This window comes from Novosphingobium sp. (genome assembly GCF_031424035.1).
Taxonomy (GTDB): Bacteria; Pseudomonadota; Alphaproteobacteria; order Sphingomonadales; family Sphingomonadaceae; genus Novosphingobium.
On record NZ_JANPGP010000027.1, the window covers coordinates 125814 to 139184 of the forward strand.

A 13371-nucleotide genomic window follows, 5' to 3' on the forward strand; every position below is an offset into this window, starting at 1 on the left:
GGCGCATGAACTCAGCAGAACAAATGCTCGCCGAGGCCGGCCTTGTCGGTGAAATCGCACAAGGTACGCGCCCCGGCCTCGCCGCTGCCCTCGCCGCATTGGAACTGGAATCAGGTCTGACGGCTGAAGGGCGTGCACGCGCGCTGGCTCAATTTCGCGATAACCTGTCGCGTCTGGCGGCGGTTGTTGCTGACCGCGCAACCTATCCCGCGATCGCTGACGTCAAGATCGAGCGCCCGGTCTTCATCCTTGGCCTGCCTCGCTGCGGCACATCAATCCTTCACGCCCTGATCGGAGCCGATCCGCAAGTCCGCACGCCGCTACAATGGGAAGTGGCCGCGCCATCGCCGCCGCCCGAAGCTGCGACCTTTGCCACCGATCCACGCGCCGATGGTTTCGATGCCTATGTCGCTGCGAACTTCACCGGGGCCTGGGCGGATGTGCTGAAGGCCCATCCGATCGGCGCGCGTATCCCTCAGGAATGCGGCATGATCCTGGAAACCGCATTTCAGGGGATCAACCCGACGATGCTGTTCAGCCTGCCCGGCTATTACGAATGGTACCGGCAAGCTGACACGCGTTTCGGTTATCAGGTCCACAAGATGTGGCTGCAACATCTTTCGTGGAAGAATGCGCGCAAGCGGTGGGTGCTCAAGGTTCAGGAACACGCCTATCATCTGCCAGAGCTGCTTGCCGCCTATCCCGACGCAGTCCTCGTCCAGCCGCACCGCGACCCAGTGACGGTAATGGCATCGATTTCACGCCTGATCGAAGTGATCCGCTGTGTCAGTTTCGAGGCTATTGATCGAGCAGCCTTAGGGCAGGAATTGCTGCATCTGTGGCATGACGGCCAGGTCGCTTCGATGGCTTGGCGCAAAGCCAACCCACAAGTTCAGGTGCTTGATCTGCGCTTCAAGGACATCGTGGCCGATCCGCTGGCAGCGGTGCGGCAGGTTTATGTTCATGCGGACATGGATTTCAGCGACCAGACCCACGCTGCCGTCAGCAACTGGTGGGCAGCCAATCCTTCGGATAAACACGGCCAGCATAAATACGAGCTGGCCGACTATGGCCTGACTCGCGAGCAGGTTGAGGATGTTTACAGCGATTATATAGAGACTTACGGCGACTTCATATGAGCGGCTGGGATGAACGGATCGCTGCGCTCGGCGCTACGTCGGAACTGCTGCGTCTGCTGGCAGACCCTGAAGACCTGCAAGCCGCAGCCGAAGCCGAGCGCCTGTTCTGGATGACCCTGGCCTCAGGCTGGTTCACTGCCTTTGCCGACGCCGATTTCCCCGATTTCGTCCCTGCCGTAAACACCCATCTCAACTGCGTCGGCACCAATCCCGATTTCATCTACGGCACGGCCACGATCGATGGCACCGGCAGCTATCTACTTACTGGTGAGCGCGGCGACGGGCTGTTCCTGCTGATGGACATAGCCGCAGGCGGACTGGGAGTGATGGACAGGCCCGGATCGTCGCTTGGCCTGCTGGATTTCGACACGCTTTCGCTGGACCATCAAGGGCGCTTTTCGTTGCTGCTCAGTGCCGATAGGCCGGCGGACTGGCTTGGCGACTGGCACCACCTCGATCCGTCCGCCTGTTCGCTGTCCTTGCGGCAGGCAAGCTATGACTGGGGCGCGAGCCGGGAAGCGCGGATTGCTATCGAGCGAACCGACAAGGCCCATCATCCGCGCCGCCGTTCCGCTTCCGAAATCGCCGAGCGGCTCTCTGCTCTTGCGGCCTATCCAAAACGCCTGTCAGGCATGGCGCTGGGCTTCATTGCCGGGCAGCGTGGCAAGGAACTATGGAACCGTCTGGAGCATGATAACTGGGCAGGGCAGGGAGGTGTGCCGGGCCAGCATTATTATCAGGGGCTGTTCCGGCTGGAGCCTGGCAAGGTTCTGCTGCTGGAAACCGAACTGCCAGATCAGGTGCGTTACTGGAACGTGCAATTATCCGACATGCTGTGGAACAGCGTCGACTGGATGAACCGCCAGTCCAGTCTGAACGGCGGACAGGCACGGATCGACAGCGATGGACGGTTCCGTGCGGTTATTGCGCTGGATGATCCCGGGGTGCCCAACTGGCTTGATCCCGGCGGCAACTGCGAAGGTGCCATCATGCTGCGCTGGACCGAAGCGAGCAGCGGGCCGCAGCCCAGCCTGCGGCTGGTCGATCTGGCTGACCTGCGAAAGGCTCTTCCTGTCGATACACCCGAGGTGGCGCAAGACATACGCGAAGCACAACTGCGCGCGCGGCGGCGCGGAGTGCAATTGCGGCGGCGTTGGTAGCGGGCCTTGTGTCAGGGCGCCGATTTGCCGAATTTCTGCCACCACTCCATCAGCGATTTGATGGTTGGCTCGAGCGCCTTGGTCGCCTCGGTCATGCTGTATTCGACGCGCGGGGGAACTTCGGCAAAGACCTTGCGTGTCACCAGTCCATCGGCTTCCAGCTCGCGCAATTGCCGGGTCAGCATATGTTGGGTCACGCCCGGAATTGTCCGCAGCAGCTCACCAAAGCGATGCGTGCGGTGATAAAGCAGCCAGAGGATCTCCAGCTTCCACTTGCCCGCAATCATCGTCAAAGCCTTGCGCAAATCGGCGTATTCATCGGCTTTAACTTCGCGGTTTTTTACAATAGTCATCTTTAGCATACTAACCAACCAAAATTCATCCTGCTTGTTGAAAATCATGTTAGCCAATATTTGAACAAGATGAAAGCCGGGATCTGTGCAGGCACACTGGAACAGGTGTCCTGTCCCCTCGGTAACGGCACAGAATTTCAAGGAGAATCGCAATGCAGATTCAGTTTCCGGAACCGACCATTCCTGAACACGTGCCGCCAGCGCTGGTCCGTCCGTTCCCCTATGTCTTCGGAATGACGACGCGCGATGATCCGTTCTCCAACTGGGCAACGGCAGTTCATGAAGGACCCGACATCTTCTATGCGCCGCACGCCTATCCGGGAGGGACACCGGCGTGGATCGTTCGCCGGGTGGAAGATCTGCGGAAGATTTATTTCGATACCGAAACCTTCTCTAGCAAGGATTTTTCGCCCTTTTCCAAGCTGGTCGGCGATACCTGGACCAACCTGCCGGTGGAAATCGATCCGCCCGAGCACGCCAAGTATCGCGCCTTCATCAATCCGCTGTTCACGCCTTCCGCCATGACCAAGCTAGAAGGGCGTATCCGCACCTATGCGGTCGAATATATCGAAGCTTTTCGCGATAAGGGCGCTTGCGAATTCATGGCCGATTTTGCCTTTGAATTCCCGATCAAGGTCTTCCTTGAACTGATGGATTTCCCGCTCAGCAACACCAAGCAGTTCCTCGAATGGGAATACGGCCTGCTCCACGAAATGGACATGTGGAAGATCGCTGATGCAACGCGCAACGTCGTCGGCTTCCTGCGCGAACAAATAGAGGATCGCCGCAAGAACCCGCGCGGTGACATCATCAGCTATGCGCTTGGTGTGCAAATCGACGGGCGCAAGCTCAATGATGATGAACTGGTGGGCTTTGCCTTCAACCTGTTCATTGGCGGACTGGACACGGTTTCAACCAACATGGGAAACCAGTTTGTACATCTGGCCCGCAATTCGCAGGACCAGCAGTATCTCAAGGAAAACCCAGGCCGGATCCCGCACGCCATCGACGAGATGATGCGCGCCTATGCCGCCGTCACGACCTTCCGCACCTGCACCAAGGAAACCGAATTCGGCGGCGTCAGGATGATGCCGGGCGACAAGGTCGCCGTGTCAACCACGCTGGCTGGCCGCGATCCTGCCGAGTTTCCCGAGCCCGGGCAGATCCGGTTCGATCGCAATCCTCGCCACGTTTCATTCGGCTTTGGTCCGCACATGTGTGTTGGCATGCACCTCGCGCGCCGAGAAATGCGCATTGCAATCGAGGAGTTCTTGGGCCGGATCCCGACGTTCGGCATCAAGCCCGGTCACGAGATCGAATACCATCTCGGGATGATCCAGCCAGTCACTTTGCCGCTGGTTTGGCAAGCGGGTTAAGCGGCGCCGAGTTTGTCGGTTCCTGAAGTCAAAACCCGATCACCCATCCGCATGCGCGCGGCCTCTTCGGCGGCAAGGCCGGCAGATGTGGGGTTCTGCACGGCATCCTTGGTCAACTGGCCGGTCAGCCAGTCCCAATGGGTTACGCGCAGGCTTGCCTGATCGACACAGGTGGCCTCGGCCAGAACCGGGCTTTCCTGCCACGCTTGCCACGAAGCCGCGTCATTCACCTTGTAGATGCCGACATAAGCGTGTCCGGGCGTTGTCGGGATCATCTGGCCATAAGGGCGGAACATTGCCAGCCCTGCCGATTTCACGCCCGCTCGCCGTGCAGCTTGCGGCAGATAATCGCCCACATACCATTCGCGGAATGCGGCGTCCTGACCCGGCGCGGCATTGATCTGTTCCAGTACGACACCGCCAGAATGCGGCGTGCCGGGATCGTTGTCGCGGAAGGCGAGGGGGTAGTAGTGATAGTCTTCCAGCACGGTGTCATCGATGGCGTCAGTCACCATCATCCGGGTGGTCAATGCGTTGTCCCAATGCTCGCGCGAGAACCGTTCGGCATCGAACACATCGTAGAGTGCAAGGCACTGCCAGTCGAAACTGGCGGGAAGGTGCATCGGTTGAGCGTCGCTGCGCCTGAACCGCTGAGCCGTGATCGACCCGCGAAACCGAAGCGCATCGCGGACATGGATGTTGGTATACCAGTCATCGAGATCAGCCTCGCGGCCGGGGCGAGCCTTGGTGAGAACAACGAGAACGGCTTCGATCATGCAGGTTGCCCCCCGGCCGGAGTGAAGGGTTTCGCAGGTGCGCCCATGCTGGCGCGGTATGAAATCGGCTGCTTGCCGTCAGTATCGCTCACGCCATAGCGTTCACCCAGTTCCGCGCCGATCAACGCGTTCCCGCTGAGCGACATCAGGTCCGGATCGCGATAGAGTGCATCGATGACCAGTCCGGTGAATTCCGGCGTTTCCCAGTGCGGCAGCATCGCGCGCAGATCATCGGGAATGTGTTCCGGCGGCATCGCGCGCACCGCGTCGGTCAGGATGAACCCAGGCCAGAGCGAGATCGCGGCAACTCCGTGCGGGGCGAGGTCTACCGCCATGTCGGCCATCATCTTGTCCGTGCCCGCCTTGGCCGCGCCATAGGCAGCGCCGTGGAAATAGGACACCGAACCATAGAACGATATGCTGGCAATCAGGCCCTTGCCGGCAGCGATCATCAAGGGCGCCGCGTGCCATGCCGCGACATAATTTGACCGCAAACCCACATCGATCATATCGACCAGCTTGAGCGGCTTTGCCCAGAAACCTCCCGGAGCAATCAGGAGTTCGGGATAGACTGCGGCAGCGTTATTCACCAGGATATCAAGTCCGCCGAGGTCCCGTTCCACTTGCGCAAACAGTGCGGCTATCTGGGTGTCATCGGTGTGGTCGCAAGCAATCGCCAGAGCCTTGCCTCCCGCCGCTTCGATTTCTTCCGATACGGCCGCAAGTTCCGATTCATTGCGCCCGGTGACGCAAACGGTTGCACCTTTTGAAGCCAGTCCGCGGGCGATGCCGCGCCCCAGTCCGCGGGTTGCCCCGGTAACGACAACAACAGTACTCATTGCGATTTTCCTTGCTGTTTGGTGCTGCGCGGCAGCGCATAGGCGATCAGCTTGTCGCTATAGCCCGAGAGGATGCCGCCATGGCCGCCTGCCGCGATGACGACGAATTGTCTGCCCGACTTGTCGGACCAGTACGTCATTGGATTGGCATTGCCGCCGGCGGGCAACCGCCCCTTCCACAGCTCGCGTCCGGTGCGCAGATCGTAGGCCCGGAACATGTGTTCCTGTGTCGCACCGATGAATGCGAGGCCTGATGCCGTCACGACTGAGCCGCCGATATTGGGCACGCCCATCGGGATCGGCAGGCCAGTGCTGAGAAGCAGGGGGCCGCTGTCACGCATGGTGCCGAACGGCTTTTGCCACAGCAGCTTGCGCGTATTCAGATCCACCGCGCTGATCATGCCATAGGGCGGCTCCGTGCAAGGCGCGACCAAGGGCGAAAGGAACGGCGCGACCGACACTGCATAAGGCGTGCCTGCCTGCGCCACCGGGCCAGCCACGTTCTCGAAACTCGGCTTGGCGACGGGCTTCAGCCCCATGTCATTGGCGGCCTGGCGCGGGATCAGGCGGCTGTAGGTGACGACGTGCGACGAATTGACCAGGGCGATCCGCTTGACCGGATCAACCGCAATGCTGCCCCAGTTGTGTCCGCCAAGCGAGCCGGGCCATGTAATGGTCGCCTTGTCAGCCTCTACCGGAGTCATCGGCCCATCAAACCGTGCCTGCTTGAACCGCAGGCGGCACCATGCCTGATCGATCATCGCCACGCCCCACATGGTCCTTTCGCTGGGTATCGTGCCCCGGAAGCTGGGCATGCCGGTGGAAAACGGTTGGGTAGGAGAGGAACGCTCACCCACGGCGTTGCTGACGGGCACCTTCTGCTCCGTCACTTCGGCAATCGGCGTGCCCGTGCGGCGGTCCAGCATGAACAGTTCGCCGCGTTTGGTGGGCTGAAGCAGGGCTGGGCGGCCATCGGCAAGATCGACCAGCACCGGCTGCGAGGCAACATCGTAGTCCCACAGATCGTGATGAGTCGTCTGGAAGTGCCAGCGCGGTTTGCCGGTCGTAACATCGAGTGCGACGACTGCGCTGGAGTACTTGTCCATTTCCGCCGTGCGGTGTCCGCCATAATAGTCAGGTGTGGCATTGCCCATTGGAACATAGACGAGCCCCAGTGCGGGGTCAGCGCTCATCAGGCTCCAACTGTTCGGCGTGCCGGGCGTATAGGTTTCCCCCAGTGCAGGCTCACCCGAGCGATCGGGCCTGCCAATGTCCCATGCCCATGCCAGCTTTCCGCTGACGGCATCATAGGCGCGGATGACCCCCGAAGGCTCGCCGGTCGTCTGCCCATCGGTTACCCAGCCGCCCAGCACCAGTTTTCCCGCGATCAGGGCAGGCGGGGAAGTAAGATGATAATAGCCCTGCGGTGCCGCGCTCATGCCTTTCAGCAGATCGACTGCGCCAGCCTGGCCAAAGGTTGCGCAGGCTTTCCCGGACTCTGCGTCCACGGCGATAAGACGGCTGTCGATGGTGGCCGTATAGACCATGGCCGCACAGGGTTTGTCGGCTGGCGCGTCGGGGACCTTGAAATAAGTCACGCCGCGGCAAGTCTGGCCAAAAATGCCTTCGGTATTTGCTTGGGCGGCATAGCGCCAAGCTTGCCGGCCCGTCTCGGCATCAAGCGCGATGATGTCGTTATAGCCGGAGCAGAAGAACAGCTTGTCGCCAATTTTCAGCGGCGTGGCTTCAAACGGCGCGGCTTCGCCATTGGGCTCCTTGCCAAGGGAGAAGGTCCACGCCTCGGTCAACGCACCGACATTGGCGGGAGTGATCTGCGCCAACGGGGAATAGCGATTGCCGCCAGGCACGTTGCCGTAACTGATCCAGTCCTTGGCCGCAGGATCGACCGGTCCGCCGCTTGTCGTTGACAGGTCAGTGCCGCCAGTTATCCGGTCATTCCAGAATATCCATGCTGTGCCGCCGATCAGGCCGCCCAGCGCCAGCCCAAGCAAGGCGCGGGAAACCGGGCTGGATTTCGCTATGCCAAGTGAATGTCGCACCCATGGAGTCAGCAGCCACAGGCCGATGACAGTCAGCAGACCCAGCCGGCCCGCCAGTGCCCAACCATTCAGGCCGGATTCCCAAAGCGCCCAGAGCAGCGTGCCTGCCCACAGAGCGGCAAAAACCTGAAGCGCTTTGGCTGCCTGCTTCCACAGCAGCCATGCCGTGCCCGCCAGCAGCGTTGCAGCCAGCACATAATAGGGCGATCCGCCTGCCACCAGCAACTGACCGCCAATCCAGAACAAGCTGCCCGCCAGAAGAAGCAGCATCAGCGCCAGCAGCCGGTTGAGGATTTTCATACCGTCATTGCCTTCACATGGTCAGGCAGATTGTGATTGTAGCATTTCTTTTCGTAGAGGCTGGAAATCCGCCAGCCTTGCTCCGTCCTGCGGAATTTGTGGATGTACCAGAGGCCGAAGAAAATGGCCTGAGGTTCGCCGTCATCGCCCGGGACGACCATCGGGTTGTGGCAGACGGTACGGGTTTCGGCGGTATCGCCGTCAAACTTGTACTGGGTCGTCATTACCGCGTGCTGGGCCATGGGAATCGGGCCGAGGCTGGCGCGCAGGAAGGCCTTGATTTCGGCCAGTGACCCTTTGACTCCGACCATTTCGCTGTAATCAATCACCGCATCCGCGGTGAAATACTGGTCCAGCGCGTCGAAATCCTTGTCATCGACGGCATAGCAGTAGCCGACGAGAAGGTCCTGAATCTCGAACCGGTCAGACATTTCGCCAAGTGAAAGTGCCATATTTCTGCCTCTCCGCAGCTGTCATTGTTTGAACCGGTGCTATCAGCCAGACAAATTCAAAGGCCTTCCCAATGGTAGGTTGCACTGACGCCAGCAGACCGGAAAAGCACATTTGAACGCGGTCACTTGCCGGTGATCGATCAAGCCCATGCCGCTAATCGTCGGCCTAACTATGGAGATACCCTATGGCCGGACGCCTTCCGCCTTTTACGCTCGAAGATTTCACCCTTTCGCCCGCCAAGCGCGCCGAAATCACCGGTGGCCTTACCGAACGTCAAGCATTCATGGTCAACCAGTGGATGGACCTGCATGTGGCGCTCAACGCTGGTGATTGGGGCGGTTTCGATCGCTACATGAACACTGAAAAGATGACCTATGATAACCCGAACCGCCCCGATCTGGGCACGTTTGCGGAATGGTCCACCTCGCCCAAGGCGCTTTACACCACGTTCCCGCCCAGCCTCTATCGGACGCTGAAAGCCTGGGGCAATGGCGACGACGAAATCTGCGTGCTGTGCCATCACCACGGCAAGCACACCGGCGGCCCTTACATGGGCGTGGAGCCGACCGGCAACCAGCTCGACGTACTGTGGTTCAGCTGGATCAAGTTCGAAGGCGACAAGATCGTCCACATCTATTCGATCTCGGACGTGCTTTCGATGCTGATCGATCTGGAAGTTATCCAGGCACCGCAGCCGGTCGATCCTTACAAGTAAGAATTTCCAGCTCTGGAGAGGGGGAAGGGGAGGCCAGCAGGCTTCCCCTTTTTCTCGTCTGCTTTTGCGCCAGCGGCAGCATGCAATTCCTGTTCGTCAGACAGGCTCCGCATAGGCATAGGCTCCGCCGTGCGCGATGGCCCGGTGGAAGCCTGGCCGCGCGTAAAGCCGGCGTTGCCATGCTTTGATCGCTGGGTGATCCCCAGCAGCGCCGACCGCGCAGGCCAGTTCCGGGATGAAGCTCATCTGGATGTCCGCTGCGGTGAAAAGGTCGCCCATCAGCCAGTCACCATCACCCAGCAGGGTCTCGATATAAGTCAAAGCACATTCAAGCTCGTTGGAGGCAGCCAGATCCATCGCGCTGCCAGTCAGCTTGAATGCGCTGGCATAGACCTTGATCATGATCGGATTCATGCCTGCTGAAACCGCAAAATACAGGCACTCCAGAAAGCGCAAATGATCCGGCCCTGCAGGATCGGGCGCAAGCCGGCCGCCACCGTACCGCGAAAGCAGATATTGCGTGATGGCGCCGGATTCGCTGAGCAAATGTCCGCTATCATCAAGCACTGGCGCTTTGCCCAGCGGGTGCAGCGCCTTGAGCGCAGGCGGCCCCATCAGCGTGACCGCGTCTCGTTGATATTTGACCAGCTCGTAATCCAGCTCAAGCTCCTCGAGCAGCCAGACGATCTTTTGCGAACGCGAATTGTTGAGGTGGTGGAGAGTAAGCATCGTCCTACATCGCCGCCGCAAGGTCTTCGGCGGAAATCCCCATTTGCTTCATCACGTCACCAGTGTCCCAGTATTCACGCCAACCGCAAATTTCACCCGTCTCGTTGAACTCGAAAACCGCGCAGACCCGCGATCCCACCTTGCGGTCTGCGGCATGGAGTGTGACGTGATCGGTTCTTTCGGTGAACACGAAGCGCCCCATCGCGGCCGAGGCGTGGATCTCGCAGACGCATTCGTAATAGGTCTGGTATTGCTTCTCGAGCGCGGCCGCGATGGCGGTGCGGCCGGTGATCCGCGCTGTTGCCGGAACCAGTGGCTGATAATAGCCATCGGCAGAAAAGTGGCTGGCAAGACCGGTAAAGTCAGGTGTCCCTGCGACATGGAAGGCATCAAGAAATGCCAGCACGCGGGCATGATTTGCTTCACTCACAGACTGAATCCTCCATCGACGATCACCGTTTGCCCGGTAATGTAGCGCGCCCGGTCCGAGGCCAGGAAGGCAACCACCTCGCCAATGTCCTCGCCTGAGCCAAATGACTGAAGTGCAATCCTTTTGCGCTGAGCTTCCCAGATTTCGGGGGTGTACATGGTGCGCAGAAATGACGAGCCGAGGCCGGCATCGATAATGCCGGGGGCGACCATGTTCGCGCGAATGCCATGGCGCCCCTCTTCCTTGGCGATGGCGCGGCCAAGCGATTCCATGGCCGCCTTGGGAACCGATGACAGCGCGTCGCCAGGCGGGAAAGCATAGTTGGCGACCGATACGACAATGACGAAATTTCCGCCGCCTTGTTCGCGAAAGACGGGGAGCGCCGCCGCCACGACACGGGTCAGGCCGATCACTTCCGTTTCGATCACTTCACGCCATTGCGCCTCTTCAATTCTGCTGACGTGCGGTTGTTCGATGGCAACGCCAGAGGCGAAAACCACAGTGCCGATCCGGCCGAACCGGGCCTTGGCGCCGGCAATCGCTGCGGCAACGGATGTGCTGTCAGTCAAGTCGCAATGAACCGGCCAGCCTTCGCATCCCGGAGACAGTTCAGTTGCCAGCTGCGCGGCTTTTTCGGCACCGGAGTGATAGCCAATGGCCACGCCGTCCCAATCGCGCGACAAGGCAAGGACGCTGGCCCGGCCGAGCCCGCCAGTTGCGCCGACCACGAAGGCCGCTCCCTTGGTCATGCCTCTATCCTCTCCGGAACCTTTGCCAGCCAGTCCAGCAATTCGGCGGCAAAGCCATCATTGCGGTCTGCGGTGAACATATGGCCGACACCCATGGCGGTGACCACTTGCAACTGCGGGGTTAATTCGCGGAAGTGGGCCACGCCCTGGTCAGTGAGCAGGTGGCTCAGCTCGGCACGCACCAGCACCACAGGAGAGGTGATCCGGGCCGCAGCGGCCAAGATGGCTTCGCCTTCGCTTGGGGGGTGAAGGAATTCGGCATGCCCGGTCGCCGGGTCCCAGCGCCAGTGCCAGCGCTCGGACGCATCCTGCCGCATCGACCGGGTGAGGCGCGATGAGTCACCCATGCGCGGTTGGCCAAGATGTCGGGCGAGCGAATCTGCGGCTTGATCCAGGGTGCCGAATCCAGCCTCGCCCTCAGCAAAGAAGGCGCGGATGCCATCGACACCATCGTCCCGCATCAAGGGGGCGACATCGGCCAGCATGACCATCCTGACCCGATCAGGATGACGCGAGCCGCCGACCAACGAGGCCTGCCCCCCGCGTGAAGCTCCAACGAGCGTCACTTGGCGGTCAAACTGCTGAAGCAAGGCCTCCACATCGCGGCCATAGGCATCGAGCAGATAATCGCCATCCGTCGCCCATTCGCTGTCGCCATGGCCGCGCAGATCGAATGTCACGCCGTAGTAACCGGCGTCACCGACAATCCGCGCCGAACCGCGCCAGGCGCTGCGGCTTTGACCGCCGCCATGGAAAAAGAGGATAGGCGGAGCTGCCGGATCGCCAAAGGCTTCACCGACCAGCTCCAGTCCATCCCCCCGATAGCGGACGGTAGTGCCGCTTGAATAGGCGTAGCGGACGAACGTCCCGGACAAATCAGCCGGCCGTGATCGGCACGGTTTCAGCGTGGCTGGGATGCTCGCCGGGCCCCTTGTAAGCAAACTTGTTCGGCGCGGGGTGCCAATTGCCGTCGTTGCGGCTCTCATAGGGAGAGGCAACTTCGATCAGGCAGCCATGTGTCGACTGCGCGCCGACCCAAGACCACTTCTGCCAGGTCATGTCGGGATCGTTGTAGGTTTCGCCGTCGCCAGGCAGGCTGATGCCTTCGGCCTTGAGCTTCGCCATAGCAGCGGGAACGTCGTCGGTGGTGAAGCACAGATGGTGGACATGTTCACCTACCTTTTCAAGTCGACGCCCCATAGGTGTGCCTGGGCCCGGCTGAATCAACTGGATTTCTGTCGAGTTTTCATTGACGAAGGTGGCCCACCTCATCCCAACATCTTCACCACTTGAAAACTCGTCATAACGGACGATGCGTTTTTCCAGCGATTCCGGATCAAGGACACGCAGGATTTTTGTCCAGTCTTCGACGGCTTTATCGAGGTCGCGAATAACCATGCATACATGGGCAAAAGGTCCGCTTGGCATCAGAAGTCTCCTAAAGTTAGATAACAAGAGTGGCGGTGCCGCTGTTGACCGTTCCGCGACCCAAAACATCGAGAGTGAATTCGCAAGACACCCGGTTGCCATCAACCGCCGTCACCGTTCCAGAGGCGGTCAGGTGATCGCCTTCATAAACGTTGTCGAGGAAACGCGAATCCATGGCTTCGATGCGGCACCCGGGAAAGGCTGCCAGCAGCATGTTCATCATGAAGGCGACGTTCATCGGGCCTTGATTGATCCGCTTGTCGCCCAAGCCCTTGGCCTTCACCACCGCTACATCGAGATGGATCGGATTGGGATCAGCGAGGAAGACGGCCCACTGCTTCATGGCATCGGGACTGGCGGCGGGAATGACGAAAGGGGGGAGGGCATCGCCGACTGAATAGCTCATGCAGCCAACTCCTTGCGCGGGAGAACCCAGACGTTGTCGGTTTCCAGCACGGCATCCCCGCCCGCTGCCGGGTGCAGGCGCAAGCGATAGGTCAGCACGTCCATCACCCCCAACTTGCGGCTCAATTTCCGCACCAGACTTAGAATTTCGCCGGTTACCTTGTAGCTTTCGCCGACCATCAGCGGCGCAGAAAAGCGCACGCCGGATGACCCCATCATCGGGCCATCCTCGACATCGAACTCACAGGTTTCGCAAATGCCCGCCACGGTCTTGCCCATCGCGACCTGTGTGGCGATGTAATAATAGATCGGGTGCGCAGAGCCATCTGCGGTTGGCTCCACCCCGGTCGAACGACACAGCGCGGCGTTTTCTTCCGCTGTGATCGTGAGCAGCTTAGTGCCATCCAGCGAGGTGCCGGCAACAGCGGGGGCGGGTGGAAGTTCCTCCATCGAAATGGC

General features: G+C 60.3%; 16 protein-coding genes. 4 read left to right on the forward strand and 12 right to left on the reverse strand.

Annotated elements, in window-relative coordinates; all coding sequences use genetic code 11:
- Positions 1–5 precede the first annotated feature (5 nt).
- Both RMO89_RS03900 and RMO89_RS03905 read left to right on the forward strand, forming a co-directional pair.
- Complete coding sequence (locus tag RMO89_RS03900) at positions 6–1139, forward strand: sulfotransferase (protein WP_310531324.1); 1134 nt, start codon at positions 6–8, stop codon at positions 1137–1139.
- Positions 1136–2299: a hypothetical protein gene (locus RMO89_RS03905; RefSeq protein ID WP_310531325.1), complete on the forward strand. Its 1164-nt coding sequence runs from the start codon at positions 1136–1138 to the stop codon at positions 2297–2299. The genes RMO89_RS03900 and RMO89_RS03905 overlap by 4 nt, the downstream gene beginning before the upstream one ends.
- A gap of 11 nt (positions 2300–2310) precedes the next feature.
- Here the strand turns inward: RMO89_RS03905 and RMO89_RS03910 are convergent, their stop codons facing one another.
- Complete coding sequence (locus tag RMO89_RS03910; protein ID WP_264415327.1) at positions 2311–2700, reverse strand: helix-turn-helix domain-containing protein; 390 nt, start codon at positions 2698–2700, stop codon at positions 2311–2313.
- 104 nt (positions 2701–2804) lie between these two features.
- On the opposite strand from RMO89_RS03910, the gene RMO89_RS03915 reads away from it, so the two are divergent.
- A complete protein-coding gene (locus RMO89_RS03915) occupies positions 2805–4028 on the forward strand; it encodes a cytochrome P450 (RefSeq protein ID WP_310531326.1) in 1224 nt (407 codons plus the stop codon).
- On the opposite strand, the gene RMO89_RS03920 is transcribed toward RMO89_RS03915, so the two are convergent.
- The 4 genes from RMO89_RS03920 to RMO89_RS03935 are packed head-to-tail and all read right to left on the reverse strand — an operon-like array spanning position 4025 to position 8455.
- Positions 4025–4804: a hypothetical protein gene (locus tag RMO89_RS03920; protein WP_264415329.1), complete on the reverse strand. Its 780-nt coding sequence runs from the start codon at positions 4802–4804 to the stop codon at positions 4025–4027. The two genes, RMO89_RS03915 and RMO89_RS03920, sit on opposite strands and share 4 nt — an antisense overlap.
- A complete protein-coding gene (locus RMO89_RS03925) occupies positions 4801–5643 on the reverse strand; it encodes an SDR family NAD(P)-dependent oxidoreductase (protein ID WP_264415330.1) in 843 nt (280 codons plus the stop codon). Before RMO89_RS03925 ends, RMO89_RS03920 begins: the two co-directional genes overlap by 4 nt.
- Positions 5640–8003: a membrane-bound PQQ-dependent dehydrogenase, glucose/quinate/shikimate family gene (locus tag RMO89_RS03930; protein WP_310531330.1), complete on the reverse strand. Its 2364-nt coding sequence runs from the start codon at positions 8001–8003 to the stop codon at positions 5640–5642. Before RMO89_RS03930 ends, RMO89_RS03925 begins: the two co-directional genes overlap by 4 nt.
- Entirely contained in the window at positions 8000–8455 is a 456-nt protein-coding gene (locus tag RMO89_RS03935) for a nuclear transport factor 2 family protein (RefSeq protein WP_264415332.1), read from the reverse strand. Before RMO89_RS03935 ends, RMO89_RS03930 begins: the two co-directional genes overlap by 4 nt.
- A gap of 185 nt (positions 8456–8640) precedes the next feature.
- Between RMO89_RS03935 and RMO89_RS03940 the strand changes: the two genes are divergently transcribed.
- On the forward strand, positions 8641–9171 hold the full coding sequence (locus tag RMO89_RS03940; protein WP_264415333.1) for an ester cyclase: 531 nt from the start codon (positions 8641–8643) through the stop codon (positions 9169–9171).
- A 96-nt stretch (positions 9172–9267) separates the two neighbouring features.
- On the opposite strand, the gene RMO89_RS03945 is transcribed toward RMO89_RS03940, so the two are convergent.
- Genes RMO89_RS03945 through RMO89_RS03975 form a run of 7 tightly spaced genes read right to left on the reverse strand, consistent with a single transcriptional unit; the run spans position 9268 to position 13362 of the window.
- On the reverse strand, positions 9268–9900 hold the full coding sequence (locus tag RMO89_RS03945; RefSeq protein WP_264415334.1) for a glutathione S-transferase family protein: 633 nt from the start codon (positions 9898–9900) through the stop codon (positions 9268–9270).
- A 4-nt stretch (positions 9901–9904) separates the two neighbouring features.
- A complete protein-coding gene (locus RMO89_RS03950) occupies positions 9905–10330 on the reverse strand; it encodes a limonene-1,2-epoxide hydrolase family protein (protein WP_264415335.1) in 426 nt (141 codons plus the stop codon).
- A complete protein-coding gene (locus tag RMO89_RS03955) occupies positions 10327–11079 on the reverse strand; it encodes an SDR family oxidoreductase (protein WP_310531332.1) in 753 nt (250 codons plus the stop codon). The genes RMO89_RS03950 and RMO89_RS03955 overlap by 4 nt, the downstream gene beginning before the upstream one ends.
- Positions 11076–11954 carry an alpha/beta hydrolase gene (locus tag RMO89_RS03960; protein WP_310531333.1) on the reverse strand — a complete coding sequence of 293 codons (879 nt, stop codon included), beginning with the start codon at positions 11952–11954 and terminating at the stop codon, positions 11076–11078. Before RMO89_RS03960 ends, RMO89_RS03955 begins: the two co-directional genes overlap by 4 nt.
- A gap of 1 nt (position 11955) precedes the next feature.
- Entirely contained in the window at positions 11956–12477 is a 522-nt protein-coding gene (locus RMO89_RS03965) for a VOC family protein (RefSeq protein ID WP_310531334.1), read from the reverse strand.
- Between the two features lie 46 nt (positions 12478–12523).
- Positions 12524–12913: a MaoC family dehydratase gene (locus RMO89_RS03970; RefSeq protein ID WP_310531335.1), complete on the reverse strand. Its 390-nt coding sequence runs from the start codon at positions 12911–12913 to the stop codon at positions 12524–12526.
- A complete protein-coding gene (locus RMO89_RS03975) occupies positions 12910–13362 on the reverse strand; it encodes a hypothetical protein (RefSeq protein ID WP_310531336.1) in 453 nt (150 codons plus the stop codon). Before RMO89_RS03975 ends, RMO89_RS03970 begins: the two co-directional genes overlap by 4 nt.
- Positions 13363–13371: the final 9 nt, after the last annotated feature.